Here is a 24,224-nt window from a genome sequence, read left to right on the forward strand (position 1 = left end):
CTCCCGAACCCGCACCCTGAACCGTGCTGGAAGTCCCCGCCCATCCATGCCCGTCCCGCCGCCGGTGGCAACCCGTCGTTGCCGCCGGGAGACGCGGACGATAGGGTGCCGCGCTTCCCATTGGGCACCCTGCCGTCTCTCGAGATGATCCGCCGTCCATGAACGTCCTCGGCATCGAAACCACCTGCGACGAGACCGCGGCCTCCGTGGTCGCCCCCGGCGAGAACGGGCGCGGGCGCATCCTCTCCAACGAGGTGCTGAGCCAGATCGCCGAGCACGCCGCCTATGGCGGCGTCGTCCCCGAGATCGCGGCCCGTGCCCATGTCGAGGTGCTCGACCGGCTGATCGACCGGGCACTCGGCGGCGCCGGCCTGACCCTGGCCCAGGTCGACGGGATCGCGGTGGCGGCCGGCCCCGGCCTGATCGGCGGCGTGCTGATCGGCCTCGTCACCGCCAAGACCCTGGCCCTGGTGGCGCGCAAGCCCCTGATCGCCGTCAACCACCTGGAGGCGCACGCGCTGACCGCGCGGCTCACCGACGGCATCGGGTTTCCCTACCTGCTGCTGCTGGCCTCCGGCGGGCACACCCAGCTCGTGGCGGTGAAGGGGGTCGGCGACTACGTCCGCCTCGGCACCACCATCGACGACGCCATCGGCGAGGCCTTCGACAAGGTCGCCAAGCTCCTCGGCCTCGGCTACCCGGGCGGCCCCGAGGTCGAGCGCCTGGCCGAGACCGGCGACCCGGAGCGCTTCGCCCTGCCGCGGCCGATGCTGGGGCGCCGCGAGGCCAACTTCTCCCTGTCGGGCCTGAAGACCGCCCTCCGGATCGAGGCCGAGAAGCTGGCCCCGCTCTCCTCCGTCGACGTCGCCGATCTCTGCGCCAGCTTCCAGGCGGCGGTGGTCGACGTGGTGGTCGACCGCCTGCGGGTGGCGATGCGCGACTTCGCCGGCGTCGCCGGCCACCCCACCGCCCTGGTGGCGGCGGGCGGCGTCGCGGCCAACGGCGCGATCCGTCGGGCGCTCACCACACAGGCGGGCGAGGCGGGCCTCGCCTTCGTGGCGCCGCCGCTCGCCCTCTGCGGCGACAACGGCGCGATGATCGCCTGGGCGGGCATCGAGCGCCTGCGCCTCGGCCTGGTGGACGATCTCACCGCGCCGGCCCGCGCCCGCTGGCCCTTCGCGGAGCCGAAGGCGGTTGCCTGAGGCCGCGCGGCTGCGCTGGCGCGCCCTGGTGGAGCGGCGCCTGCCCGAAGCCGCCGGACCGGACTGGCCGGTGCAGCGCGACCATTGCTTCGCGCGCATCCTCCTCGACAACACCTGCGGCGGACCCTGGCGCGAGAGCGTCCGGGCCCCCGCCTGGGCGAACCTGCCCCTCGACCAGATCGCGGCGGCCACCGAACTCGGGGAGGCGGTCCTGGCTGGCCGGGCCGACCTGTTCGCGCTGAACCGGCGCTCGCTCGCCCTGCGCGGCAAGCTGCGGGACGCCGATGCGCCGCCGCCGCCGAGGGACCTGCGCGACGGCGACCTGCGGCTGAGGCCCTGGCAGGCGGGCGACGAGGCGCGCTTCGCCGCCCTGAACGCCGACCCGCAGGTCATGCGGCACTTCCCCGCCACCAAGGATTCCGAAGCGAGCCGGACCGAGGCCCGGGCCTGCGCCCGGCGCTTCGCGGTGGACGGCTTCGGCCCTTGGGCCGTGGAGGCGGAGGGGCGGGGATTCGTCGGGATGATCGGCGGTGCGCGCCTCCTGCGGCCCATGCCCTTCCCGGGCGGCGAGCGGCCGGGCGCGTGCGTCGAGATCGGCTGGCGGCTCGCGCGCAACGCCTGGGGGCTCGGCATCGCCACGCGGGGCGCCCGCCTCGCCCTGGCCGACCTGTTCGGCCGGTGCGGCCTGAGCGAGATCGTCGCCTTCACCGCCGAGGCGAACACGCCCTCGCGCCGGGTGATGGAGCGCCTCGGCATGCGCCCGGAGGGCGGCTTTCCGCATCCGGCCCTGCCGCTGGGCCATCCGCTGCGCGCCCATCTCCTGTATCGTCTGCGGGCGGACCACTTCACATCGCGGGGGACGAGCGCATGAGGCGGATCGGAGTCGTCGGCGGCGGCGCCTGGGGCACGGCGCTGGCCAACGCGGCCGCCGCGGCCGGGCACGACGTCACCCTGTGGCTGCGCGACCCGGAGGCGGCCGCACGCCTGGAGGGCACCCGCGAGAACGCCCGCTACCTGCCGGGCGTGCCGCTGCACGCGCGCATCGCGGTCACGGCCGAAGCCTCGGCGCTGGCCGAGGCCGGCACCGTCCTGATGGTGACGCCGGCCCAGACCCTGCGCGGGGTGCTGGCCGCCCTCGCCCCCGCCTTCGCACCGCAGGCCGCCATCGTGCTCTGCGCCAAGGGGATCGAGCGCGGCACCGATGCCTTCATGAGCGAGGTCGCGGCCGAGCAGCTGGGCGCCTCCGCCCCCGTGGCGGTCCTGTCCGGCCCGAGCTTCGCCGCCGACGTCGCCCGCAACCTGCCCACCGCCGTGACGCTCGCTGCGGCGGATGCCGGCCTCGCCGCGCGCCTGGCCGGCACGCTCTCGGGACCGGCGCTCCGGGTCTACCACACCGACGACGTGCGCGGCGTCGAGATCGGCGGGGCCGGCAAGAACGTCCTCGCCATCGCGTCCGGCATCGTGGCGGGGCGGGGCCTCGGCGAGAGCGCGCGGGCGGCCCTGATCGCCCGGGCCTTCGCCGAGCTGATGCGCTTCGCCCGGGCCTATGGCGGCCGGCCCGAGACCCTGATGGGCCTGTCGGGCCTCGGCGACCTCGTGCTCACCGCCTCCTCGCCGCAATCGCGCAACTTCGCCTTCGGCGAGCGCCTCGGTGCCGGGGCCTCGCCCGAGGCGGCTTCCGGCGGCAAGCTCGCGGAGGGCGCCTTCACGGCCGCCGCCCTGGTCGATCTCGCCCGCGCCCGGGGCATCGAGATGCCGGTGGCCGAGGCGGTCGCCGCCATCGTCTCGGGCGGCGCCAGCGTCGATGCGGTCATCGCCGCGCTGCTGGCGCGGCCCCTGCGGGGAGAAGCCGAGTGAGCCAATATCCCGTCCGCGCCTTCCTGGCCGGCGCCGGCGACGACGGGGCCGGCCGGCGCCTGCCGGACGTCCTCGCCTTCGATGACGCGCATATCGAGGGCGTGCACGACTTCATCCAATGGTGCTTCCCCCTGCACGAGGCGAGCCTCGCCGTGCCGGGCGCGCCGGTGCTCAGCCGGGCCGAAGCCGAGGCGATCCGCGCCGATCCGGCGGCGCTGTCGGGCTTGCGCGCCGCCCTGGGCCGCATGACCCGGTTCTATGCCGAGACCGACGGCTGGCTGCGTTCGCACGACCACAACCACCTGCGCATCACCCGCATCCTCTCGGCGGTGTCGGATCTGCTCGGGCCCGAGGCGGCCGGCGAGTTCCACGCCTTCGTCACCGCCCGCAACCGGAAGGCGGGCGCGCCGGTCAACCTCCAGAGCCTGCACTACTGGGAGTCCGCGCTCCGGAGGGCCTGACGGCCACGCTTGGGCGATGCTATGGAGCCCGCATCTCTGGAGACGCGCATGGCCTACTGGCTCTACAAATCCGAGCCCTCGACCTGGTCCTGGGACCAGCAGGTCGCCGCGGGCGCCGCCGGCACGCACTGGAACGGCGTGCGCAACCACGTCGCCAAGAAGCACCTTATGGCGATGGAGGCGGGCGAGCGCGGGTTCTTCTACCACTCCAACGAGGGCAAGGCGGTGGTGGGCATCGTCGAGGTGATCCGGCCCTATTACCCGGATGATTCCGACGAGACCGGCCGCTTCGGCATGGTCGACCTGCGCGCCGTCGAGGCGCTGCCGCGCCCGGTCACCCTGGAGGCGATCAAGGCCGAGCCGCGGCTCGCCGCCATGGTGCTCGCCAACAATTCGCGCCTCTCGGTCCAGCCGGTCACCGAGGCCGAATGGGCGGTGGTGCGCGAGATGGGCGGCCTCGCCTGACCCCCGGGCCGATCAGCCCTGTCGCTGGGCCTGCGTCACCGCCACGTGGATCAGTTCGGCCAGGGTGCGCAGGCCGAGCTTCTGGCGCATCATCGAGCAGGCGTTGGTGATGGTCTTGTAGCTGACCGAGAGGTCGCTCGCGATGGCGCCGTAGGACTTGCCCTGCGCCAGCCGCTGCAGGATCTGCAACTCGCGCGGCGTGAGCTGGGTCTCGGGCGTGCGCTTCGGGTCGGTGCGCAGCATCGCGACCTCGGTGGCCAGGCGCGGATCGAGGTAGGGCCGTCCGGACCGGACCCGCTCGAAAGCCTCGAACAGCTCGCCCGAGGCGTGGTCCTTCAGCACGTAGCCGAGGGCGCCCGCCTCCAGCGCCCGCGACACGATCACCGGATCGTTGTGCATGCTGAAGACCAGGATGCGGACGGCGGGGCTGGCCCTGCGCATCCGCCGGATCAGCTCGAGCCCGGCCAGGCCGCTGCCCTGGAAGGTGAGGTCGCAGATCACGGTGGCGGGGCGCGCGCGCAGGAACTGGCGATAGGCCCCCACCACGCCGGTGGCCTCGAGGATGCGCTCGATCCCCGCATCCTCGAGCACCCGTCGGCAGCCCTGGAGCACGATCGGATGATCGTCGATGACGAGGGTGGGAGCCTCGGTGGTGGGGGCGATCGCGTTCATGCGCTGGGAATCGGACTCGTGGGGGCGTCGCGCTCATCATCGAGCGGAATCGCGATCCGGACAACTGCGCCGGGCTGCCCATTGTCAAGCTGGAACGTGCCGCCGAGCGCCTCCACGCGCTCGCGCATCCCCGACAGGCCGAGTCCGAGGCCGTGCTCGGGCGCGATGCCGCTGCCGTCGTCCCGGATGGTGAGGTGAAGCGCCCGGCCGCCGGCCGCCGCCTCCTCCAGGGCCCGCACGGTGACGTTCGAGGCGTGGCCATGGCGCACCGCGTTGGTCATGCTCTCCTGGATGCAGCGGAAGACGGTGAGGTCGGTGACATCGCCGTAGCCGCGTCCCAGCCCGTCGAAGCTGCCCGCGAAGCGCGTTCCGGCATGGCGGCGGCGGAAATCGCGCAGCAGCAGGTCGAGGCAGTCCGGCAGCGGCACCTGCCCGAGGGCGTGCGGTCGCAGCCGGTTGAGGAGGTCGCGGTTCTGGGTCTGGACCTGTCCGACGATGCTGGCGATGTCCTGCGCGCGCTGCTTGAGGCGGGCCCGGTCGGGCGGCGCCTCGGCCTCGGCCATGCGGACCACCGAGGCGGCGGTCGCCTCGAGGGCGAAGAGGCAGGGGCCGAACTCGTCGTGGAGTTCCAGGGCCGTGCGCCGGCGCTCGTCGTCCTGCGCCGAGAGGAGCTGGCGGTTCAGGCGTCCGTTGGCCGCGCGGGTCTCGGACAGGGCCTGCGCCACGCGGTTGAACCGGGTGGCGATGGCGGCGAGCTCCCGCGAGGCCGGCGGATCGAGGCGGGCGGTGTAGTCCTGCTGCTCCAGCTGGATCAGGCCCTCGGAGAGCTGCGTCAGCGGGGCCAGCACCTTGCCGAAGGCCACCGTCAGGGCGCCGAGCAGGCCGAGGCTGAGGCAGAGGCTGGCGAGCGACAGCGACAGGGCGTAGCCCCAGACCTCGTCGATCTCGTCATGGGGCTGCGTGGTGATGCGGGCGGTCCCGATGCGCCGCCCCTGGGCCACGATGGGCAGGTCGTGCTCCCGGATCGGCGGGGCGATCAGGGCGGCGAACCAGGCCGGCGCCACGTGCTGGTCGCGCCGGACCCGGCCGAGCCCGCCGGTGACGATCCGGCCCTCGCCGTCGAGGACCGTGACGCGGACGTGACGCAGGTCGTGGATGCGCAGGTTCAGGGTCTGCAGGATGCCGGCGGGCGGCCCGGCCTGGGCGAGGTCGATCGTGTCGGAGACCAGAAGCTCGACATTCGTCATCGCCGCCTGCATCTCGACCTCGACGGCGGAGCGGGCGTTCAGCACGATGACGGCGCAGGAGACGAGGGCGGCCAGGACGTCGATGGCGAGGACCAGGACGATCATCCGGGTGCGCGTCGACCACGAGGCCCAGCGCGGCCCGGGGCCGATGCGCCCGGACGGGGCCGTGTCGCCACCCGTGCGGACGAGGAGGTCCGACCGGGTGCGGGGAGCGGAGGCGGCGTCGTGAGGCATGGGGGCGTGAGGGAGTGCCGTCGGGAAAGCTGCGCGCGGTCGTGGCCCCGTGTGTAGCGGACCCGGCGCCGATTGGCAGCTTTCCGATTCGGTGCGGGGCCTGCTCGCCGCGGCCCTGGCCGACCCCGAGACGGCCTGGACGATGGGCGGCTTCGGCGCCCTCGCGCGCTTCGCCCGGCATCCCGACGAGGCGGCCGGCCCCCTGGCGGACGGGCGGCTCGGGATGGTGACGCCGCGCGGCGGAATCGCCCTGGACCCGGACGACGTCGTCCCGGTGGCCTACGAGACCGCCTTCACCGGAGGCTGGAGCCACGCCGTCGCCCTCTGCCTGCCGGCCGCGCGCTGCCCGCGGATCGGGGCCGGCCCGATCCTCGCGGCCGGCCGCGACGAAGCCGCCCTTCGCCCGCGAAACCTCGGGGACCCGTGGTTCGACCTCGGCCTCGACCTGCCGCAGGGCCGGATGCGCCTGCGTTCGGCCGAGCCGGACGTACTCGCACGCCTCGCGGCGTCGGTCGGTCGAACCTGTGCGCAGGAGGCCGATGGGTTGCGGAGTCTTTTGGCCGACGCGGATGTCGTCGTGACCACGCCGCTTGGCCGGATCGAGGTGTTCGGCGGCGCGTCCGCTGGCTCGGATGGACCCCGGGCCTTCCGCGACGACAGGATCCTGGCCCTCGGCCGGACCCACGCTGCCACCGCCCCGATCCCGCACGGGTTGGTGCCCGCGGCCCAGTTCGCGCCGCCTCACCCTTGCCGGGACCCCGCGGGCCGTGCCCGACCCTTCGATCCCGCGATGCATGCCGCTTTCCAGGCCGTCCTCGCCCGCTGGGGCGACCGGGCCCTCGTCGCACTGAAGGCGCGCCTCCTCTCGGGGAAGCAACTGCCTCCGGCCCATGCGAATCGGGCGGGCCGTGCCGTCGCCCGCGTCGTCGACGTCCAGATGGCGGCAGGGGCGAATCAGGACAGTCCAAAGTCGTCTTCAGATACCCCGCGTTAAACCTGTCGGGCTTATTCAGATTCGCGCTGCGTCTGACCCGGACCTGTTCAAGGCTTCGGCGAAGGACATCTTCATGCCCCATTGGCGCGTCTCTTTCCTTACACGCAGGTGTCGCCGCTCCGGCGTCGCCGTTCCGGTCGGGCCCGACCGGCACCGCGTGATCGACCCGCAACGGTCAATTCGAACCTTCAGAAGCGTGCGAGATGTCTGAGACCATGATGTCCGTAACGATCGATCCTTCCGAGACACGACGCCCGGCGACGGCCGCGCCGCGTCCATCCCGGATGAATCTTCGGGTCGTGCTCCTGTCCGGCCTCGGTGTGCTCGGCCTCGCCGGCTTCACCGCCATCGCCTCCGCGACGCTCGGCAACCTCGCGGGACCGCAATTCACCCGCCCGACGCTCGCCAAGGCCACGGCCGCCGGCCCCGGACACAGCGCCTCCGACTGGCCGGACCTGCGCGACGGCGTTCCCGCCCTGGCGCCTGCGGCTCCGAAGCCGGTCGCGGCGGTGCCCGAGACCGCGGCCGCGATGCCTAGTGTCGCGAAAGCCGAGCCGATGCCGGCCGCCATCGCTGCGCCGGTGGCCAACGCGCCCGAGGCGCGGTCCATCGCCAAGGCGCCCGAAGCGCAGCCCGTCGAGAAGCCGGCCGTCGCGCCGAAGCCGCCCCGCCTGCCGCCGATCGAGAACGCCGCGGTGCTGCCGCCGGCCCGGCCGGCCTCGCTGGTGCCGGCGACGCGGACCGCGGCGCTGATCGCACCCCTGCCCAACGAGACCACGCGCTCGCGGGCGACCAACGGCACCTTCACGGCCCTGGCGCCGGAGGGCGACGCGGCGAAGCACCAGAGCGCCGCGACGGTCGCCAGGCCGGCCGCCGTCAAGGCGGTCGCCGCCAAGCCGCCGGTGAAACCCGCCGAGGCCAAGTCCGCCGAGGCCAAGTCCGCCGAGGCCAAGTCCGCCGAGGCCAAGTCCGCCGAGGCCAAGTCCGTCGCGTCCAAAGCCGGCGCACCCAAGGCCGCGCCCGCGCCCCTGGTGGCACAGGCCGAGCCGGAGCCCGAGCAGACCGAGTTCCTCGGCGTGAAGGTGCCGTCCCTGGCGCCGGCCGGGCGCAAGATCGCGGAGAGCGTCGAGGCGTTCGGCAACGCCGTGAAGAGCCTGCCCGACCACTTCTGAAACTATCGGGCCGTCGGAGGGGCGCCCGTCTCCGGGCGGCCCCTGGTCGAGTCAGCGCGCCCGGCTGGCACGCGGCTTCTTGGCGATCTCACGCTCGTGGCGCGCGCCGCGCGGGCTCTTGAAGCCCTTCGGCCCCTTCTCCTCGCGCGCGGGCTCGTCGTCGAGCAGCGGCTCCACCTGGATCTCGGGCGAGCCGTTCTTGGCGAAGGTCTGGGCGAAGCGCGAGGCCGCGCCGCCGCGCACCTCGAACTTGGTCTCGCGGTCGAAGATGCGGATCGCGCCGATCTCCTGGCGTCCGATATTGCCGCGCCGGGTCAGCATCGGCAGCAGGCGGCGCGGATCGGCGTTGTCGCGTCGGCCGAGATTGAGCCGGAACCACACGGCCGGACCCTGGGCGTCGATGCGCTCGGCATCGGCGGGGTCGTAGACCGGGCGGGACTTGCGCTCGGGGCCGGCGCCCGGATCGGTGACGTCCTCGGGGGCGGGCAGGCGGGAGCGGTAGATCCGGGCGAGCGCCGCGGCGAGTTCCTGGGGCGTGCGCTGCGCCATCAGGGTCTCGGCCATGGCGACGTCTTCCTCGGCCGGCTCCTCGGTGAAGATCGGGTCCTGCCACATGCGCTCGCCGTCGAGGCGGCGGATCTCGTCGGCCGTGGGCGGGCCGGCCCATTCGAACGAGACCTTGGCGATCGCCAGCATCTGCTCGGCCCGGCGCCGCTTCGAGGCCGGGATCAGCAGGAGGCTGGTGCCCTTGCGCCCGGCCCGGCCGGTGCGGCCGGAGCGGTGCTGCAGCACCTCCGCGTCGTGCGGCAGGTCGGCATGGATGACGAGGCTGACGGTGGGCAGGTCGATGCCGCGGGCGGCGACGTCGGTGGCGACGCAGACCTTGGCCCGGCCGTCGCGCAGCGCCTGGAGGGCGGCGTTGCGCTCGCCCTGGCCGAGCTCGCCCGACAGCGCCACGGCCGAGAAGCCGCGCTCGGTGAGCACCGCCTGAAGGTGGCGCACCGCGTTGCGGGTGTTGCAGAAGATGATCGCGGTCGGCGCATCCATGAAGCGCAGGGTGTTGACCACCACGTGCTCCAGCTCGCGCGGCACCACGCGGATGGCCTTGTAGGTGATGTCCGAGTGGCCGCGCTCCTGACCCTTCACGGCGATGCGCAGCGCGTCGTTCTGGTAGCGCTCGGCCAGGGTCGCGATCGCCTTCGGCAGGGTCGCGGAGAACAGCAGCGTCCGGCGCTCCTTCGGGGTCACCGACAGGATGAATTCGAGGTCGTCCCGGAAGCCGAGGTCGAGCATCTCGTCGGCCTCGTCGAGGACGACGGCGCGCAGGTCCTGGGTCGCGAGGTTGCGCCGCTCCAGGTGGTCGCGCAAGCGGCCCGGGGTGCCGACGACGATGTGGGCGCCGTCGTTGAGCTGCCGGCTCTCCCGGCGCGGGTCCATGCCGCCGACGCAGGAGATGACGCGGGCGCCGGTCTCCGCATAGAGCCAGGACAGTTCGCGCTCGACCTGCAGCGCCAGTTCGCGCGTCGGGGCGATGACGAGGGCCAGCGGCGCGCCGGCGGGGCCGAAGCGCTCGGCACCGTCGAGCAGGGTCTCGGCGAAGGCGAGGCCGTAGGCCACGGTCTTGCCCGAGCCGGTCTGGGCCGAGACGAGCAGGTCGCGGCCCTGCGCGGCCGCCTCGATGACGGCGCTCTGGACGGGCGTCGGGTCTTCGTAGTCGCGCGCGGTCAGCGCTCGGGCGAGCGGGGCCGGCAGGGTGGGGAAGGGCACTGTGACGGAAGCCTTAGCGGGCAAGCAGGCGGAAGACCCGCCGGGGAGGGCATCGCGGCGGGCGCGACGATCTCCGGACCGACGTGATTCCGGCCTCGAACGGTTACGGATGGTTCCTCTTGTAGCCGGAACCGCGGCGCAGCGCCATGACTGCGGATGCATGCCCGTCCACGCCTGGGCGCCCGGCCCGATCCGCCCTCGCGGATCGCCCGTCCGCTGTGTTGTGTTCGGCCTCCCTCTCGTGCTCATCTCCGGCCCGTCATGGATATCCTCGTCGTCGGTGCCGGAATCGTCGGTCTCGCGGTGGCCCGGGCGCTCGCGCGCCGCGGACACGCGGTCATCGTGGCCGAGGCCGAGGATGCCATCGGCACCGGCGTCTCGGCGCGCAACTCCGAGGTGATCCATGGCGGGATGTACTACCCCGCCGGCTCCCTGCGCGCCCGGCACTGCGTCGCCGGGGCAGCGCTGCTCACCGCGTTCTGCGACAGCCACGGCGTCGCCTATCGCCGCTGCGGCAAGCTCATCGTCGCCACCGACGAATCCGAGCGCGAGGCCATCGCGGCGCTCAAGGCGCGCGGCGACGCCAACGGCGTTCCGGGCCTGGCGCTCCTCGACGGGGTCGAGGCCCGCGCCCTCGAACCCAACCTCGCCTGCGTCGCGGCCCTGCATGCGCCGGGCACCGGCATCGTCGACAGCCACGGCCTGATGCTGGCCCTCCAGGGCGATCTCGAGGATGCCGGCGGCGCCGTCGCCTTCGAGAGCCGGATCGCCGGGATCGCGCGGAGCCCGGAGGGCTGGAGCGTCACGGTGAACGGCGAGGCCCTGCCCTTCGACGCGGTGGTCAACGCTGCCGGTCTCGGCGCGCAGGCGGTCGCTGCCGCCGTCGAGGCCTATCCGGCCGCGCGCATTCCGCGCCGGGTCCTCGCCAAGGGCAGCTATTTCGGCTGCACCGGCCGTCCGGCCTTCTCGCGCCTGATCTACCCGGCGCCCGTCGAGGGCGGCCTCGGCATCCACCTCACCCTCGACCTCGCCGGCCGGATGCGCTTCGGCCCGGACGTCGAATGGGTCGACACCCTCGACTACCGGGTCGATCCCGCCCGGGCCGACCATTTCGCCCGCGCGATCCGACGCTACTGGCCGGGGCTCCCCGACGGCGTGCTGACGCCGGACTACGCCGGCATCCGTCCGAAGCTGACGGGACCGGGCGAGCCGGCCGCCGATTTTCGCATCGACGGCCCGGCCGAGCACGGGCTGCCCGGCCTGATCCACCTGTTCGGGATCGAGAGTCCGGGCCTGACCTCGAGCCTGTCCCTCGCCGAGGAGGTCGCCGACCGCCTGATCGGGGCCTGACGAAGGCGGACGCGCCTAGCGCTCGGGGACGAAGCGCAGCGTCCCGGCCAGCCGGCTTGCGCCGCCGGTGTCGTTCGGATGGTTGACGCCGTCGACCACCGGAATCTCCGCGAAGTCGAACGGGCTGAGGCCGTCGAGGCAGGCGACGTTGACGCCGTACTGGTTCGGGTTCGAGCGGCGGGTATGGTGGGTGTAGATCCCGCAGCGGGCGCAGAAGAAGTGCTGGGCCACGCCGGTGTTGAAGCGGTAGCGCGTCAGCAGCTCCGCGCCCTCCAGGATCTCGACGCCCCCGGCCACGGCCGAGACGACGGCGGCACCGCGCATCCGGCAATACGAGCAGGTGCAGCGGCGCACCGTATCCAACCCGTCGGCCAGGGTCGCCCGGAAGCGGACGCCGCCGCAGTGACACTGACCGGACCGCTGGTGGGCTTCCGCTTCCATGTCGTCTCGACCTCCGCTGGCGCGGTCTTTCTAGGCCCCGCGGTCATCACCGGACAAGGGCGCCCGGGTCAGCCGCCGAAGCGCTCCGTGTGGATCCGGCCGGGCTCGATCCCGGCATCGAGGAGCAGGTCCGCCACCGCCCCGACGAAGGGATTGCCGCCGCAGAGATAGGCATGGCGCGGCGGACCGAGGCGATCCAGGGCCTCCGCGATCATCGCCGCGTCGACCCGGCGGCCGCCGGCCCGGGTCAGGTTGAGCATCAGCTGGAAGTTCGGTTCGTCCCGGGCGCGGACCGCGAGTTCCTCGGCCGCGATGATCTCGTCCGCCTCGCGCACCGAATAGAGCAACAGGGCCGGCACCCCGGGCGCCGCCGTCGCGCGGTGACGCAGCATCGCCAGCAGGGGCACCACCCCCGAACCGCCGCCGGCCAGGAACAGCGGGCCGCCATCCTCCGGGCGCCAGACGAAGGCGCCGCCGATCGGTCCGCGCAGCTCGATCGTGTCGCCGACCTCCGCGACCGCATCGAAGAAGCCCGAGACCTCGCCCTCCGGCAGGCCCTCGATCATCAGCTCGATCGTGCCGTCGCCGTCCGGCGCCGAGGCGATCGAGTAGCTGCGCTGGGCCTGGTAGCCGTCGGGCGCGGTGAGGCGGACATCGACATGCTGACCCGCCAGCACCGGGCGGTCGAACGCGACCCGGAAGCGGTAGCTCTTCACCCGCCGCGTCACCGGGCGTATGGCGGTGAGCGTGGCTGTGCGCCAGGGGAGGGGCCGCTGGGCCGGATCAATCACCGGTGAAGCGCTGCTCGCGCCAGGGGTCGCCGTACATGTGATAGCCGCGCAGCTCCCAGAACCCGCCCTCGTCGCGCTTCGTGAAGCGCAGGCCCTTCACCCACTTGGCACTCTTCCAGAAATACAGGTGCGGGACGAGCAGGCGGGCCGGGCCGCCATGGTCCGGTGGGATCGGCTTGCCGTCGTAATGCGTCGCGACCATGCCCCGGCCGCCGGCGAGATCCGCGACGGGCACGTTCGTGGTGTAGTCGTCGTAGCCCTCTGCGAGCAGGAAGTCGGTGGGGGCCTCGATCCCCGCATCCGCCAGGAGGTCGTCGAAGGCCACGCCCTCCCAGGCGGTGTCGAACTTCGACCACTTCGTCACGCAGTGGATGTCGCCGCCCCAGCGGGTGCGCGGCAGGGCATGGAAGGCGTCCCAGGTCCAGCTCTTCAGGGGCCGCGAGCCCTCGCGCAGGGTGAAGGACCAGGTCGCGAGATCGACCCGCGGATTCGGACCGATCTGGAGGACGGGGAAATCCTCGGTGAGGTACTGGCCCGGGGGCAGGCGCTCGCGGGTGGCCTCGGGCGGCTTGCGCCCCGTGAAACCTCGTGTGCTCATCGTGCCCTCGCGCCCGTCCGTCCGCTCGCGGCGATCGTGCCCGACGATCGGCGCACCCGGCAGGCTAGCATTCCCTCAGCGATCGCGCAGCACCAGCCACAGGGCATGGATGGTGCCCGGCAGCACGCCCAGCAGGGTCAGCAGGATGTTGAGGAGGAACTGCAGGCCGATGCCGGTGGTCATCAGGACCGCGATCGGCGGCAGTAAGATCGCAAGGATGATGCGGACGAGGTTCGACACGGTCGCTCCGGGTAGTGTGCGGTCGCGGGGTCGCGGTCGCAACGGCCCATCCGCAACGGGGCCGCAGCGGCCAAGTTCCCGGCGGCGGACCGCCGGGTTTCATTTTGTTAAACTCTGCCTCCGCAAACTGCCCCCGAGCGTCGATGCCGGTCGCTTCGTGCAGGGACCCTCGCGGATGATCGAATCCCTCGTTCGTCAGATCGAGCAGGTGGCGCAGGCCGGCGAAACCAGGCAGCGCCGCCGCATGCTTCAGCGCCTCTCGACGTTGTTCACCGAGAGCGCCGCGGGTCTGCAGGAGGAGCAGGTCGAGGTCTTCGACGCGGTGATGCTCCCGCTGACGCGTGCGGCCGACACCGTCGCACGGGTCGCCCTCTCGGACGAGCTGGCGGACCTGCACAACGCTCCGCGCGCCGTGGTCCGCGACCTGGCCTTCGACGAAAACATCGCCGTGGCGCGGCCCGTCCTCCAGCGATCGCTGCGGCTCGACGACGCCGATCTCGTCACCGTCGCGCATGCCCGCGGACAGGACCACCTGCGGGCGGTTGCCCGGCGGCCGACCCTGAGCGAGCGCGTCACGGATGTCCTGGTGGCACGCGGCGATTCCGAGACGGTCCAGGCGGTGGCCGGCAATGCCGGGGCCCGCCTCTCCGGCTTCGGCTCCGCGGCCCTCGGCGAACGGGCGCGGGTCGATGCGGTCCTGCGCGCCATGCTGCAGTCGCGGAGCCGGCCCACCGGCAAGGCCTCCTCAGCCGCGGGCGTTCTGCGGACCGCGAGAGAGGTTCCGCGGCCGACCCAGGACGACGAGCGCCGAATCGACGAGCTGATCCGGGCGGGCGACGTCGGTGCGGCGCTGGCCGAGATCGCCCGATACGCCGAGGTGGCGCCGGACGTCGCCCGGCGCGCCTACGACGCCGACGATCACGATCCGCTGCTGTTCCTGCTGCGCTCGATCCGGCTCGGTTTCGGAACCCTCCGGCTGCTCCTGCGAACCAAGTCCGGAGCTGCGCGCCGGCCCGAGGAATGGAGCGCCATCCAGGGTGCCTTCCAGTCGCTCTCGGTCACCACGGCCCAGCGCGTGGTCCGCCTGTCGTCGCAGTCGGGGGGCGGTGCGGACGCGCCCCGGCGCTGATCCGGGGGACGCATGCTCGTCGAATTGCTGCATCTTCTGGTCACGCCGGTGCCCTTCGCGCATCGGCGCCGGGGCTACCTGCGGGAGAGCGTGCAGCTGATGGCGCGCGGGCGGCGTTGCCGCTCAGCCTGGGCGCCGCATCTCGCTGCCGCCCGTGCCGCGATCCTGGCCGCCTGCGAAGGGCTGAAGCGCCGGCGCGTCGCCGTCGTGCTCGGGTCCGGCCTCCTGCAGGACGTTCCGCTCGCGGACCTCGCCGCGCGCTTCGCGGAAGTCCACCTCGTCGATGCCGTCCATCTCTGGCCGGCCCGCCGGGAGGCCCGGGCTCATCGGAATGTCCGGCTGATCACCGCAGATCTGTCGGGCGCGACGGACGGCAGCGATCCGCTGCCCGCCCTGTGCGGCGGCGAGAGCGTCGATTTCGTGGTCTCGGCCAATCTCCTGTCGCAACTGCCGATCCTGCCCCTCGACCGGCCCGGTCTGGTGCCGCCGGACCTGGGGAGCCGGATCGTGCGCGCCCATCTCGACGGCCTGGCGCGCCTGCCCGCGCGGGTCTGCCTCGTCACCGACGTGGAGCAGATCGAGGAGGACCGGGACGGGCGGATCACGGATCGGCTCGACCTCCTGCACGGCGTGCGCCTCGGGCGGCCCGACCGGCACTGGACCTGGGAACTGGCGCCCTTCGGCGAGGCTGCGCGCCACCGCCGGCACCGGCACCGCGTGGAGGCGTTCCTCGACTGGCGCGGGCTTTGATGCGCGAAGCCTTCGAAAGCGAAGACCCCCGAACGTGAAGACCCCCGAACGCCAAAACCCCCGAACGCGAAGAAGCCGCCCGATGGGGCGGCTTCCGGAAGGTTCGGGAGGATGGACCGGGGTCTACTCGGTGACCGGTGTCGGATCGTCGGCGCCGACGGCCCCCTCCGGCCCCTCGAACCGGGCGCGGCGGCGGCGGCGTGGCTTGGGCGCCGGTGCGTCGTCCTGGGCCGCGGAGGCCGTCTCACCCTGGGGCTCCGGCTGTGGGGCCGGCTCAGCCGCAGGGACCGGACGCGGCGGCGTCATCAGGAAGGCGGGCAGGGCGGCGACGTCCTCGGCGGGCGCGGCGTCCCGCTCGTCGCGGCGCCGGCTGCGCCGGGGCGCCGCATCGTTCGCCCGGGCGGACCGGGGTGCGTCCTGACCGCCGAACTCGGACCGCGGCGCCTCGTTCACCGGGGTCTCGACGCGGCCGTTCTCGTAACGGGGGGCGTCGGAGCGGACCGGGGCCGGACGAAAGTCCTGACGGGGCTGATCCTGTCTCGGCTGATCCTGTCGCGGCTGGTCTTGCCGCGACTGATCCTGCCGGCTGTAGTCCTGCCGGTTCTGGTCGCCGCGGAACTCGGCGCGGCTGCCGTCTTGCCGATTGCCGTCCTGCCGATTGAAGTCCTGGCGCGGGCCGTCCTGCCGGTTGCCGTCCTGGCGCCCGAAGTCGTCGCGGCGGTTCTCCTGACGGTTGTTGTAGTCGGGCCGGTTGCCGTCGCGCGGATTGTCGAAGCGCTGCGGCCGCTCACCGCGATTGGCGAAGCGGTCGCGGCGGTTCTGCCGATTGTTGTCCGAGCCGGAATCCTGGCGGTTCGAGTCCGGTCGGTTGGAATCCTGCCGATTGTAGTCCTGGCGATATCCGTCCGGACGGCCCTCCTGGCGCGCGTCCGGACGGGGCTCGTAGCCCGCCGGCTGGGGCTGCGGGCTCGGATCGTTGTAATCCTCGGCGTAGCCATTGGCCCCGTAGCTCGAGGCGGCATAGCCCTGCGGAGCGTTCTGGCCCTCGTCGTCGCCGTCGTCGCCGTCATCGTCGAAGCCGCGGGCATAGCCGCCGACCTGCTGACGGGTCTGTTCCTGGGCGCCCGAGATGATCCGGAAATAATGCTCGCCGTGCTGGAAGTAGTTCTCTGCCGCCACCGGGTCGCCGCTGGCCTGCGCGTCGCGCGCGAGCTGGGCATACTTGTCGGCGATGTGCTGGGCGGTGCCGCGAATCTTGACGTCTGGTCCGTTGGATTCGTAGGAGCGCGTGAGCGGATTGGGACCTTTGGGGCGGTTGCGACCGCGCATCCGTCTATTCTGGTTTGGTCTCATCGGTCTCGATTGACCCTCGTTCGTCTCGGAGCGTCTGATGATGCGGCGGGTTCCAGGCGGCCAAGACGCAGCCCGCAATCAGGCTCGTCGCTGGCGCCGCGTGATCCGGGTCCGGTGTGTCCGTGATCGATTTCGCCGTGCTTGCCGTCTCTGTCCGTTGACCAAGGCGCGCTCTGAGCGTCCAGGCGTCCTTCGGTTTTCAGGCACGAAGTTGATCAAGCTCCTGCGCCTCTGCCCGCGCGCGCCAGCCTGATCGTGGGGAGATCGTCTAAGAGCGTCGCGGACCAAAGCCGCCACCCGTCTTACCACGGTCCATCTTAATGGATCGTTCGCGATCTGCCTGCGACACTAGCGGTTCGCCGAGGGGGCAACAAGCGTTTTTTATTGCTTTGCATCCAGGGCGCGCGGTTTTTTCGGATTTCCCGCATCGTTCTCGGGTCTTTTTCCCTGCAAGGGCGCGTCGAACCGGACGACGCGGGCATGGCCCGCCAGGTCGCGGTGGATCGAGGCGGGACCGAAACCGGCCCGCGATCCGAGGTCCGCCACGGCCTCGGCCTGATCGTATCCGACCTCGAAGGCGAGGGCGCCCCCCGGCACGAGCCCGGCCGGTCCGGTCGCCAGGGCGTCGACGATCCGCCGGTAGGCTTCAAGGCCGTCCGCGCCACCGTCCAGCGCCGCCATCGGATCGTGTGCCCGCACTTCGACGTCGAGGCCCCGGATCGTGTCGCTGGCGATGTAGGGCGGGTTCGAGACGACGAGGTCGAAGGCCCCGGAGAGACCTGCGGTCCAGTCGGCGCACACGAAGCGGGCCCGCGGCCCGACGCCGTTGCGCGCCGCGTTGATGCGTGCCTGGACGAGGGCGCCATGCGAGCGGTCGAGGCCGATCCCCGTCGCGTTCGGCAACTCGCTGAGGAGCGCGACCAGGATGCAGCCGGAGCCGGTGCCGAGATCGAGCACCCGCAGGGGGCGCCGCCGGTCTGGATGGAGCGCGAGGGCGGCCTCCACCAGGGTCTCGGTGTCGGGGCGGGGCACCAGGGTCTCGGGTGCGAGTCCGAAGGGCAGGCCCCAGAATTCCCAGGCCCCGACGATGCGCGCCACCGGCTCGCCGGCGATGCGCCGCGCCACCGCCCGGTCGAGCGTCGCGGCATCCGGCGCTCCAAGGGGTAAGTTCCCCCGCAGGTGAAGATCGGTGGTGTCGAGGCCGAGGAGGTCCAGCACGAGGAAGCGGGCGTCGCGCGCGGAAATCCCGTGGGCGGCGAGCGCCTCCGTGATGCGCCGCAGCGCGTCGGTGCGGCTGAGCGCCGGATCGAGGCGCATCGGCTCCGGCTCGCCCATCCGGCTCAGGCCATGCCCTCGGCCGCCAGCAGCTCCGCCTGATGCTCGGTGACGAGGGCGTCGACGAGCTCGTCCAGAGCCTCGCCAGCGAGGACTTCCTCGAGCTTGTACAGGGTCAGATTGATGCGGTGGTCAGTGACGCGGGCCTGGGGGAAGTTGTAGGTGCGGATGCGCTCCGAGCGGTCCCCGGAGCCGACCTGCGACTTGCGATCGGCGGCGCGGGCCGCGTCCTTGGCGGTGCGCTCGGCGTCGTAGAGCTTCGAGCGGAGCAGCGACATCGCCCGGGCGCGGTTCTTGTGCTGCGAGCGCTCCTCCTGCACGAAGATGACGATGCCGCTCGGCATGTGGGTGATGCGGATCGCCGATTCGGTCTTGTTGACGTGCTGGCCGCCCGCGCCCTGCGAGCGCATGGTGTCGATCTTCAGGTCGGCGTCGTTGATGACGATGTCGACCTCTTCGGCCTCGGGCAGCACCGCGACGGTGGCGGCGGAGGTGTGGATGCGCCCCTGGGTCTCGGTGTCGGGCACGCGCTGGACCCGGTGGGCGCCGCTCTCGAACTTCAGGCGGGCGAACACGCCCTTGCCCTTCACCTCGGCGATCACCTCGCGATAGCCGCCGACGGTGCCCTCGCTCTCCGAGATCACCTCGACCTTCCAGCCCTTGGCGTCGGCGTACTTGGCGTACATGCGGAAGAGGTCGCCGGCGAAGAGGGCGGCCTCGTCGCCGCCGGTGCCGGCGCGGATTTCGAGGATCGCACTCTTCTCGTCCGCCGAATCCTTGGGCAGCAGGATGAGCTGGAGCGCCCGGTGGGCGGCCTCCAGCCCGGCCTCGGCCTCAGGCTTCTCGTCGGCGGCGAGCGCGCGCATCTCGGAATCGCTGCCCGGCTCGTCGATCAGCGCCTCGATGTCGGCCAGGTTCCGCGCCGCCGCGCGGTAGGCGTGGATGGCGGCCACGACCCCCTCCAGCTCCGACAATTCGCGCGACAGCTGCACGAAGGTGTCGGAATCCGCGGAGCCGGCGCTCAGCGTGGCGGTGACGATGTCGTGGCGCGTCAGGATCGCGTCGAGACGCTCAGCAGGAATTGGGGTCATCGCCCTTCGGAAACTCTCATCAGGACAAGGGCTCGTCGGGCCGGAAGCCTCGTTCGACGACGGGGTCGCGGCACGACCCATTCAGATAGGCACGCCAAGGCTAGATTGGCACACCCTGGGCCTTCGCGAAGGCCGCGAGGGCCGGGCGGAGGCTGGCGCCGTCCCCTGCGCGGGCCAGTTCGGTGTCGATCAGGGCCGCCACCGCCGGGACGTCGAGGCCGAGCACCATCGCCTTCACGGGGCCGATGGCGGCCGGCGACATCGAGAGGTGGCGGAAGCCGAGGCCGATCAGCGCCATGGCTTCGAGGGGACGTCCGCCGATCTCGCCGCAGACCGTGGCCGGGCAGCCGGCCGCCGCCGCCCGCTCGGCGATGACGCGGAAGGCCCGCAGGGCCGGCACGCTGAGGGTGTCGAAGCGGTCTGCGACGCGGCGGTTCTCGCGGTCGACGGCGAACAGGAACTGCATGAGGTCGTTGGAGCCCACCGACAGGAAGTCGGCGGCCTTCGCGATCTCGTCGATCTGGAACAGGAGCGAGGGCACCTCCACCATCACGCCGAGCTTGCAGTCGCTGGGCAGGGCGTGGCCGTGCCGGCGCAGATGCGCCTTCTCGCGTTCCACGATGGCCTTGGCGCGGGTGAACTCGTCCACCGTCGCCACCATCGGGAACATGATCTTGAGCGGGCGTCCGCCGGCGGCCTTAAGCAGCGCGCGCAACTGCACCCGCAGGAGGGCGGGCCGGTCGAGTCCGATGCGGATCGCCCGCCAGCCGAGCGCCGGGTTCTCCTCCTCGAGGGCCGGCATGTAGGGCAGGATCTTGTCGCCGCCGATGTCGAGGGTGCGGATGGTGACAGGCAGGTCGCCGGTAGCCGCGAAGACGGCCTCGTAGAGCGCCTGCTGCTCGGCCGCGGAAGGCATCCGCTGGGCCACCATGAACTGCAGCTCGGTGCGGAACAGGCCGATGCCGTCCGCACCGGTCTCGTTCAGGTGCGTCAGGTCGATGAGGAGCCCTGCATTCAGCTGCAGGCCGATCTTCGTCCCGTCGAGGGTGACGGCCGGCACGTCGCGCAGCGCCCGGTACTGCTCCTGCCGGCGGGCGCGCAGGCGCACCATCTCGGCATAGGCCGCCTCGATCTCCGGCCCGGGGCGGACCTGGATCTCGCCGGTGGCGCCGTCGACGATGATCGCGTCGCCGGCATCGCAGAGCGCCGTGGCGTTGGCGATCTCGCCCACCGCCGGGATGCCCAGCGCACGGGCCACGATGGCGATGTGGCTCGTTGGGCCGCCTTCCTCCAGGACGACGCCGCGGAGCGCCGTGCGGTCATAGTCGAGCAGCGCGGCCGGGCCCATGGAGCGCGCCACCAGGATCGCGTTCTCCGGCAGGATTCGCTGCGCGCCGTTGCCCTCCGCGCCGATCAGGGTGCGCAAGAGCCGGTTCGCGAGATCGTCGAGGTCGTGCAGCCGATCGCGGAGATAGGGGTCGCTCTGGCGCATCATCCGGGCGCGGTTGTCCGACTGGACGCGCTCGACGGCGGCCTCGGCGGTGAGGCCCGAATGCACGGCCTCGCGCATCCGTCGCAGCCAGCCCTTGTCGTGCGCGAACATGCGCACGGTCTCCAGCACCTCGCGGGATTCGCCCGTGCCGATAATGTCGCCGCGCTCGACGAGGTCGTCGATGGCCGAGCGGACCTCGCCGATGGCCTGCTCCAGGCGCTCGACCTCGCGGTCGACGTTCTCGGCGATCAGCTGCTTGATGACGATGCGCGGCTCGTGCAGCACCACGTGTCCGAGGCCGATGCCGTCGGCGAGCGCCACGCCGCGCTGGCTCACGGCCCGGCGCGCGGCCGATCCGGCCCCCGGCGCCAGCGCCTGCAACTCGCCCGAGGCGATCATCTCCGAGAGCACCATCGCGGTGGTCTGGAGCGCCTCGATCTCCTCCTCGGAATAGACCCGGTAGGTCTTGTTCTGAACGACCAGCACCCCGAGGGTGTTGCCCGCACGCAGGAGCGGCACGCCGAGGAAGGCGTGATAGGCCTCCTCGCCGGTTTCCGGCCGGTAGGAGAAGGCCGGGTGCGACTGGGCGTCGGAGAGCGAGAGCGGCTCGGCGGTCTTCGCAATGAGACCGACGAGGCCCTCGTCCGCCCGCATGCGGGTCAGGTGGACGGCCTCGCGGTTCAAACCCTCGGTTGCAAACAGTTCGAGCGTGCTGTCATCGCTGAGCACGTAGACCGAGCACACCTCCGCGATCACGTTGGCTGCGATCAACGTGACGATGCGGTCGAGACGAGCCTGTGGGCTGACCGGCTCCGCCATCGCTTCGCGGAGGCGGCGCAGAAGCAGGCGCGGGCCTCCGGGCGCAGCGGGCATGGTCTCCTCGATCCGGCTTCGGCCTCGTGTCCGGTTCGCGCGCAGGCGTTCGCGCGCTCCGGGTCTTCAGGCCTGGTCGAGGCCGTATAGCGAGTGGAGCGTGCGAACGGCAAGCTCCGTGTAGGCGGCATCGATCAGGACGGAGAACTTGATCTCCGAGGTTGTGATCGCCCGGATGTTGATGCCCTTCTGCGCCAGGGCGCGGAAGGCCTTGGCGGCCACGCCCGCGTGGCTGCGCATGCCGACCCCGATGGCCGAGACCTTGACCACGTCGGTGGCGCCCTCGATCTGCGCGAATTCGATCGCGCCGCTCTGCGCATCGAGGATCTTGCGGGCCCGGTCGTAATCGGCCGACGGGACCGTGAACGTCATGTCCGTGGTCGACTGGTCGCCCGACACGGTCTGGATGATCATGTCGACGTTGATGTTGGCATCCGCCAGCGGGCCGAAGATGGCGGCGGCGATGCCGGGGCTGTCCTTCACGCGACGAAGCGTGATCTGCGCCTCGTCCCGGGAGAAGGCGATCCCGGTGATGATCTGCTGTTCCACGATGTCGTCCTCGTCGCAGATGAGGGTGCCGGGCCGGGCATTGTCCGGCGGATCGAAGGAGGAGCGCACCGTGGTCGGCACGCGATGGACCATGGCGAGCTCGACGGAGCGGACCTGCAGGACCTTGGCGCCGAGTGACGCCATCTCCAGCATTTCCTCGAAGGTCACGCGCTCCATGCGCTTGGCCTTCTGCACCACGCGCGGGTCGGTGGTGTAGACGCCGTCGACGTCCGTGTAGATGTCGCACCGCTCGGCGCCGATCGCGGCCGCGATCGCCACGGCGCTGGTGTCGGAGCCGCCGCGGCCCAGGGTGGTCACCCGGCCGGTGGCCTCGTGCATGCCCTGGAAGCCGGCGATGACCGCGACCTCGCCGCGCTGGAATCCGGCATCGAGGCGGGCGCCGTCGATGCCCTCGATGCGGGCGGAGCCGTGGGCGTCCGAGGTCAGGATCGGGATCTGCCAGCCCTGCCAGGAGCGGGCCTTGATGCCGTTCTTCTGCAGCGCGATGGCCAGCAGGCCGGCCGTGACGAGTTCGCCCGAGGCGACCACGGCGTCGTACTCGGCCTCGTCGTAGATCGGGTTCGCGTCCTTGACCCAGGCGACGAGCTCGTTGGTCTTGCCGGACATGGCCGAGACCACGACGGCCACGTCGTAGCCGGCCGCGACCTCGCGCGCCACGTGGGCCGCCACGTTGCGGATGCGCTCGACATTGGCGACGGACGTACCGCCGAACTTCATCACCAGACGGGGCATGTTCTCACCAGAGACGGAGCCTGTCGCGTCCGCGACACGTCGCGTTTGCCGGGGATTCGGCGGGCTGCGGGACGGATTTCCCCGCACGGCCGGCCGCGTCGCTTGGCTGCTGTACCGGACAGGGCTTCGGCGGGTACAAGGGCCGCCCGGGCGTGTCAACAATGGCGCGCGCCACTTCGCACGAGACATGCCGAGACGATGACCGGACCCACAGGCGCCTCCATCGACCGCGACGAGGTCGCCCGCTTCGAGGCCATCGCGGCGACGTGGTGGGACGAGGCCGGCCCGATGCGGGTGCTGCACCGCTTCAACCCCGTCCGCCTCGCCTATATCCGCGACACGGCCTGCCGGCATTTCGGGCGCGACCCGCGAGCGCCCTTCGCCCTGGACGGCCTGACCCTCGTGGATATCGGCTGCGGCGGCGGCGTGCTGTCCGAGCCCCTGGCCCGCCTCGGCGCCCGGGTGACCGGGCTCGACCCGGCGCCGACGAACATCAAGGTCGCCCAGGCCCACGCCGATGCCGAGGGCGTGCCGGTGGATTACCGGGCCCGCACCATCGAGGACGTGGTGGCCGGGGGCGAACGCTTCGACATCGTGCTCGCGATGGAAGTCGTGGAGCACGTGGTCGACATGCCCGCCTTCGTGGCGCAGGCGGCCCGGGCGGTGAAACCCGGCGGCCTGCTGTTCGCCGCCACCCTCAACCGGACGCTGCGCTCCTTCGCGCTGGCGATCGTCGGCGCCGAGTACGTCCTCGGCTGGCTGCCCAAGGGCACCCACGACTGGGACAAGTTCGTGCGCCCCGACGAACTCGCCCGCGCGGTGAATGCCGGCGGCCTGACCGTCACCGACACGACCGGGGTGGTGCTCAACCCCCTGGACGGGTCCTGGCGGGCGAGCCGGGATACGGCGGTGAACTACATGATCACGGCGCAGCGCCCGGCCGGCGACGGGCAGCCGTCCTGAACCTTCGCGATCGTCCGCGGTTGGTCGGCATATCTCGTGGGAGACCGACCTTGCTCGAAAAGATTCCGCACGCCGTGGGCGCCGCCCTGTCCGGTCTGAAGGCCGGTCTGGAGAAGACCGCCTATCGGGCCATCTTCGCCGATGTGCCCGAGGGCCTCGCGCTCACCAGCCTCGCCTTTGCGGACGGCAACCCCATGTCGGCGCGCTTCACGGCCGACGGGGCCGGCACGTCGCCGCCCCTGGCCTGGACCGGCCTGCCCCCCGGCACGGCTCGAATCGTCCTCCTCTGCGAGGATGCCGGCAGCCCGACGCCGAGCCCCCTCGTCCACCTGATCGCCTGGAACCTCGACCCCGCCGCGCCGCTGGCCGAGGGCGCGGCGAGCCAGCCCGAATCGGGACTCGACCTCGGCCAGAACAGCTTCCTCAAGCCGGGCTGGCTCCCGCC

General features: G+C 72.2%; 24 protein-coding genes. 12 read left to right on the forward strand and 12 right to left on the reverse strand.

Annotated features, from left to right (window positions below; all coding sequences use genetic code 11):
* Positions 1 to 158 precede the first annotated feature (158 nt).
* From tsaD to AC3WLN_RS18865, 5 genes are read left to right on the forward strand one after another with little or no spacing between them, the layout of a single operon-like run.
* Positions 159 to 1,202 (forward strand): tRNA (adenosine(37)-N6)-threonylcarbamoyltransferase complex transferase subunit TsaD, encoded by a 1,044-nt coding sequence (gene tsaD / locus AC3WLN_RS18845; protein ID WP_492483800.1) that lies wholly within the window; start codon positions 159 to 161, stop codon positions 1,200 to 1,202.
* Positions 1,195 to 2,073, forward strand: a complete 879-nt coding sequence (locus AC3WLN_RS18850; protein WP_492483801.1) for a GNAT family N-acetyltransferase — start codon at positions 1,195 to 1,197, stop codon at positions 2,071 to 2,073. The genes tsaD and AC3WLN_RS18850 overlap by 8 nt, the downstream gene beginning before the upstream one ends.
* The gene (locus tag AC3WLN_RS18855) at positions 2,070 to 3,059 is read left to right on the forward strand and encodes an NAD(P)H-dependent glycerol-3-phosphate dehydrogenase (protein ID WP_492483803.1); all 990 of its coding nucleotides are present in this window, start codon (positions 2,070 to 2,072) and stop codon (positions 3,057 to 3,059) included. The genes AC3WLN_RS18850 and AC3WLN_RS18855 overlap by 4 nt, the downstream gene beginning before the upstream one ends.
* Entirely contained in the window at positions 3,056 to 3,520 is a 465-nt protein-coding gene (locus tag AC3WLN_RS18860) for an opioid growth factor receptor-related protein (RefSeq protein WP_492483805.1), read from the forward strand. Before AC3WLN_RS18855 ends, AC3WLN_RS18860 begins: the two co-directional genes overlap by 4 nt.
* Positions 3,521 to 3,568: 48 nt before the next feature.
* On the forward strand, positions 3,569 to 3,985 hold the full coding sequence (locus AC3WLN_RS18865; protein ID WP_492483807.1) for an EVE domain-containing protein: 417 nt from the start codon (positions 3,569 to 3,571) through the stop codon (positions 3,983 to 3,985).
* 12 nt (positions 3,986 to 3,997) lie between these two features.
* Here AC3WLN_RS18865 and AC3WLN_RS18870 read toward each other — a convergent pair whose 3' ends face one another.
* Together AC3WLN_RS18870 and AC3WLN_RS18875 are read right to left on the reverse strand one after the other, a co-directional pair.
* Complete coding sequence (locus tag AC3WLN_RS18870) at positions 3,998 to 4,657, reverse strand: response regulator (protein WP_492483809.1); 660 nt, start codon at positions 4,655 to 4,657, stop codon at positions 3,998 to 4,000.
* Positions 4,654 to 6,138 carry an ATP-binding protein gene (locus AC3WLN_RS18875; RefSeq protein ID WP_492483811.1) on the reverse strand — a complete coding sequence of 495 codons (1,485 nt, stop codon included), beginning with the start codon at positions 6,136 to 6,138 and terminating at the stop codon, positions 4,654 to 4,656. Before AC3WLN_RS18875 ends, AC3WLN_RS18870 begins: the two co-directional genes overlap by 4 nt.
* Before the next feature lie 49 nt (positions 6,139 to 6,187).
* Here AC3WLN_RS18875 and AC3WLN_RS18880 point away from each other — a divergent pair, with 49 nt between their 5' ends.
* Entirely contained in the window at positions 6,188 to 7,132 is a 945-nt protein-coding gene (locus tag AC3WLN_RS18880; RefSeq protein WP_492483813.1) for a DUF6925 family protein, read from the forward strand.
* 284 nt (positions 7,133 to 7,416) lie between these two features.
* On the forward strand, positions 7,417 to 8,304 hold the full coding sequence (locus AC3WLN_RS18885; protein ID WP_492483815.1) for a hypothetical protein: 888 nt from the start codon (positions 7,417 to 7,419) through the stop codon (positions 8,302 to 8,304).
* Positions 8,305 to 8,355: 51 nt separating this feature from the next.
* Here AC3WLN_RS18885 and AC3WLN_RS18890 read toward each other — a convergent pair whose 3' ends face one another.
* On the reverse strand, positions 8,356 to 10,071 hold the full coding sequence (locus AC3WLN_RS18890) for a DEAD/DEAH box helicase (RefSeq protein WP_463774970.1): 1,716 nt from the start codon (positions 10,069 to 10,071) through the stop codon (positions 8,356 to 8,358).
* Between the two features lie 261 nt (positions 10,072 to 10,332).
* Between AC3WLN_RS18890 and AC3WLN_RS18895 the strand changes: the two genes are divergently transcribed.
* Entirely contained in the window at positions 10,333 to 11,421 is a 1,089-nt protein-coding gene (locus AC3WLN_RS18895; protein ID WP_492483817.1) for an NAD(P)/FAD-dependent oxidoreductase, read from the forward strand.
* 15 nt (positions 11,422 to 11,436) lie between these two features.
* Here the strand turns inward: AC3WLN_RS18895 and AC3WLN_RS18900 are convergent, their stop codons facing one another.
* The 4 genes from AC3WLN_RS18900 to AC3WLN_RS18915 form a co-directional block, all read right to left on the reverse strand.
* Complete coding sequence (locus AC3WLN_RS18900) at positions 11,437 to 11,862, reverse strand: GFA family protein (protein WP_492483819.1); 426 nt, start codon at positions 11,860 to 11,862, stop codon at positions 11,437 to 11,439.
* A 68-nt stretch (positions 11,863 to 11,930) separates the two neighbouring features.
* A complete protein-coding gene (locus tag AC3WLN_RS18905; protein WP_492483821.1) occupies positions 11,931 to 12,653 on the reverse strand; it encodes a ferredoxin reductase in 723 nt (240 codons plus the stop codon).
* The gene (locus AC3WLN_RS18910; RefSeq protein ID WP_492483823.1) at positions 12,646 to 13,251 is read right to left on the reverse strand and encodes a sulfite oxidase-like oxidoreductase; all 606 of its coding nucleotides are present in this window, start codon (positions 13,249 to 13,251) and stop codon (positions 12,646 to 12,648) included. The genes AC3WLN_RS18905 and AC3WLN_RS18910 overlap by 8 nt, the downstream gene beginning before the upstream one ends.
* A 75-nt stretch (positions 13,252 to 13,326) precedes the next feature.
* Positions 13,327 to 13,491 (reverse strand): YqaE/Pmp3 family membrane protein, encoded by a 165-nt coding sequence (locus tag AC3WLN_RS18915; protein ID WP_492483825.1) that lies wholly within the window; start codon positions 13,489 to 13,491, stop codon positions 13,327 to 13,329.
* Positions 13,492 to 13,666: 175 nt separating this feature from the next.
* On the opposite strand from AC3WLN_RS18915, the gene AC3WLN_RS18920 reads away from it, so the two are divergent.
* Positions 13,667 to 14,620 (forward strand): DUF2336 domain-containing protein, encoded by a 954-nt coding sequence (locus AC3WLN_RS18920; RefSeq protein ID WP_492483827.1) that lies wholly within the window; start codon positions 13,667 to 13,669, stop codon positions 14,618 to 14,620.
* Between the two features lie 12 nt (positions 14,621 to 14,632).
* Positions 14,633 to 15,370, forward strand: coding sequence for a hypothetical protein (locus AC3WLN_RS18925; protein ID WP_492483829.1), 738 nt, complete (start codon positions 14,633 to 14,635; stop codon positions 15,368 to 15,370).
* Positions 15,371 to 15,493: 123 nt separating this feature from the next.
* Here the strand turns inward: AC3WLN_RS18925 and AC3WLN_RS18930 are convergent, their stop codons facing one another.
* The 5 genes from AC3WLN_RS18930 to AC3WLN_RS18950 form a co-directional block, all read right to left on the reverse strand.
* Positions 15,494 to 16,699, reverse strand: coding sequence for a DUF4167 domain-containing protein (locus tag AC3WLN_RS18930; RefSeq protein WP_492483831.1), 1,206 nt, complete (start codon positions 16,697 to 16,699; stop codon positions 15,494 to 15,496).
* A 405-nt stretch (positions 16,700 to 17,104) separates the two neighbouring features.
* On the reverse strand, positions 17,105 to 18,040 hold the full coding sequence (gene prmC / locus AC3WLN_RS18935) for a peptide chain release factor N(5)-glutamine methyltransferase (protein ID WP_492483833.1): 936 nt from the start codon (positions 18,038 to 18,040) through the stop codon (positions 17,105 to 17,107).
* Positions 18,041 to 18,063: 23 nt separating this feature from the next.
* Positions 18,064 to 19,149: a peptide chain release factor 1 gene (gene prfA / locus AC3WLN_RS18940; protein WP_492483835.1), complete on the reverse strand. Its 1,086-nt coding sequence runs from the start codon at positions 19,147 to 19,149 to the stop codon at positions 18,064 to 18,066.
* A gap of 100 nt (positions 19,150 to 19,249) precedes the next feature.
* On the reverse strand, positions 19,250 to 21,514 hold the full coding sequence (gene ptsP, locus AC3WLN_RS18945) for a phosphoenolpyruvate--protein phosphotransferase (RefSeq protein WP_492483837.1): 2,265 nt from the start codon (positions 21,512 to 21,514) through the stop codon (positions 19,250 to 19,252).
* Positions 21,515 to 21,580: 66 nt separating this feature from the next.
* Positions 21,581 to 22,816 (reverse strand): aspartate kinase, encoded by a 1,236-nt coding sequence (locus AC3WLN_RS18950; RefSeq protein ID WP_108037949.1) that lies wholly within the window; start codon positions 22,814 to 22,816, stop codon positions 21,581 to 21,583.
* A gap of 198 nt (positions 22,817 to 23,014) precedes the next feature.
* Between AC3WLN_RS18950 and ubiG the strand changes: the two genes are divergently transcribed.
* The gene (gene ubiG / locus AC3WLN_RS18955) at positions 23,015 to 23,779 is read left to right on the forward strand and encodes a bifunctional 2-polyprenyl-6-hydroxyphenol methylase/3-demethylubiquinol 3-O-methyltransferase UbiG (RefSeq protein ID WP_492483840.1); all 765 of its coding nucleotides are present in this window, start codon (positions 23,015 to 23,017) and stop codon (positions 23,777 to 23,779) included.
* Positions 23,780 to 23,829: 50 nt separating this feature from the next.
* The coding region (locus AC3WLN_RS18960) for a YbhB/YbcL family Raf kinase inhibitor-like protein (protein ID WP_492483842.1) at positions 23,830 to 24,224 on the forward strand (395 nt) is incomplete at its 3' end.

Source organism: Methylobacterium sp. FW306-05-D (genome assembly GCF_058782155.1).

Excerpts from the sequence above, each read along its gene's own strand:
- AC3WLN_RS18925 (WP_492483829.1), top strand. The coding sequence starts at position 14,633 with ATGCTCGTCGAATTGCTGCATCTTCTGGTCACGCCGGTGCCCTTCGCG.
- ptsP (WP_492483837.1), bottom strand. The coding sequence starts at position 21,514 with ATGCCCGCTGCGCCCGGAGGCCCGCGCCTGCTTCTGCGCCGCCTCCGC.
- AC3WLN_RS18855 (WP_492483803.1), top strand. The coding sequence starts at position 2,070 with ATGAGGCGGATCGGAGTCGTCGGCGGCGGCGCCTGGGGCACGGCGCTG.
- AC3WLN_RS18930 (WP_492483831.1), bottom strand. The coding sequence starts at position 16,699 with ATGCGCGGTCGCAACCGCCCCAAAGGTCCCAATCCGCTCACGCGCTCC.
- AC3WLN_RS18885 (WP_492483815.1), top strand. The coding sequence starts at position 7,417 with ATGAATCTTCGGGTCGTGCTCCTGTCCGGCCTCGGTGTGCTCGGCCTC.
- AC3WLN_RS18900 (WP_492483819.1), bottom strand. The coding sequence starts at position 11,862 with ATGGAAGCGGAAGCCCACCAGCGGTCCGGTCAGTGTCACTGCGGCGGC.
- AC3WLN_RS18865 (WP_492483807.1), top strand. The coding sequence starts at position 3,569 with ATGGCCTACTGGCTCTACAAATCCGAGCCCTCGACCTGGTCCTGGGAC.
- AC3WLN_RS18950 (WP_108037949.1), bottom strand. The coding sequence starts at position 22,816 with ATGCCCCGTCTGGTGATGAAGTTCGGCGGTACGTCCGTCGCCAATGTC.
- prfA (WP_492483835.1), bottom strand. The coding sequence starts at position 19,149 with ATGACCCCAATTCCTGCTGAGCGTCTCGACGCGATCCTGACGCGCCAC.
- AC3WLN_RS18920 (WP_492483827.1), top strand. The coding sequence starts at position 13,667 with ATGATCGAATCCCTCGTTCGTCAGATCGAGCAGGTGGCGCAGGCCGGC.
- ubiG (WP_492483840.1), top strand. The coding sequence starts at position 23,015 with ATGACCGGACCCACAGGCGCCTCCATCGACCGCGACGAGGTCGCCCGC.
- AC3WLN_RS18875 (WP_492483811.1), bottom strand. The coding sequence starts at position 6,138 with ATGCCTCACGACGCCGCCTCCGCTCCCCGCACCCGGTCGGACCTCCTC.
- tsaD (WP_492483800.1), top strand. The coding sequence starts at position 159 with ATGAACGTCCTCGGCATCGAAACCACCTGCGACGAGACCGCGGCCTCC.
- AC3WLN_RS18895 (WP_492483817.1), top strand. The coding sequence starts at position 10,333 with ATGGATATCCTCGTCGTCGGTGCCGGAATCGTCGGTCTCGCGGTGGCC.
- AC3WLN_RS18910 (WP_492483823.1), bottom strand. The coding sequence starts at position 13,251 with ATGAGCACACGAGGTTTCACGGGGCGCAAGCCGCCCGAGGCCACCCGC.
- prmC (WP_492483833.1), bottom strand. The coding sequence starts at position 18,040 with ATGCGCCTCGATCCGGCGCTCAGCCGCACCGACGCGCTGCGGCGCATC.
- AC3WLN_RS18870 (WP_492483809.1), bottom strand. The coding sequence starts at position 4,657 with ATGAACGCGATCGCCCCCACCACCGAGGCTCCCACCCTCGTCATCGAC.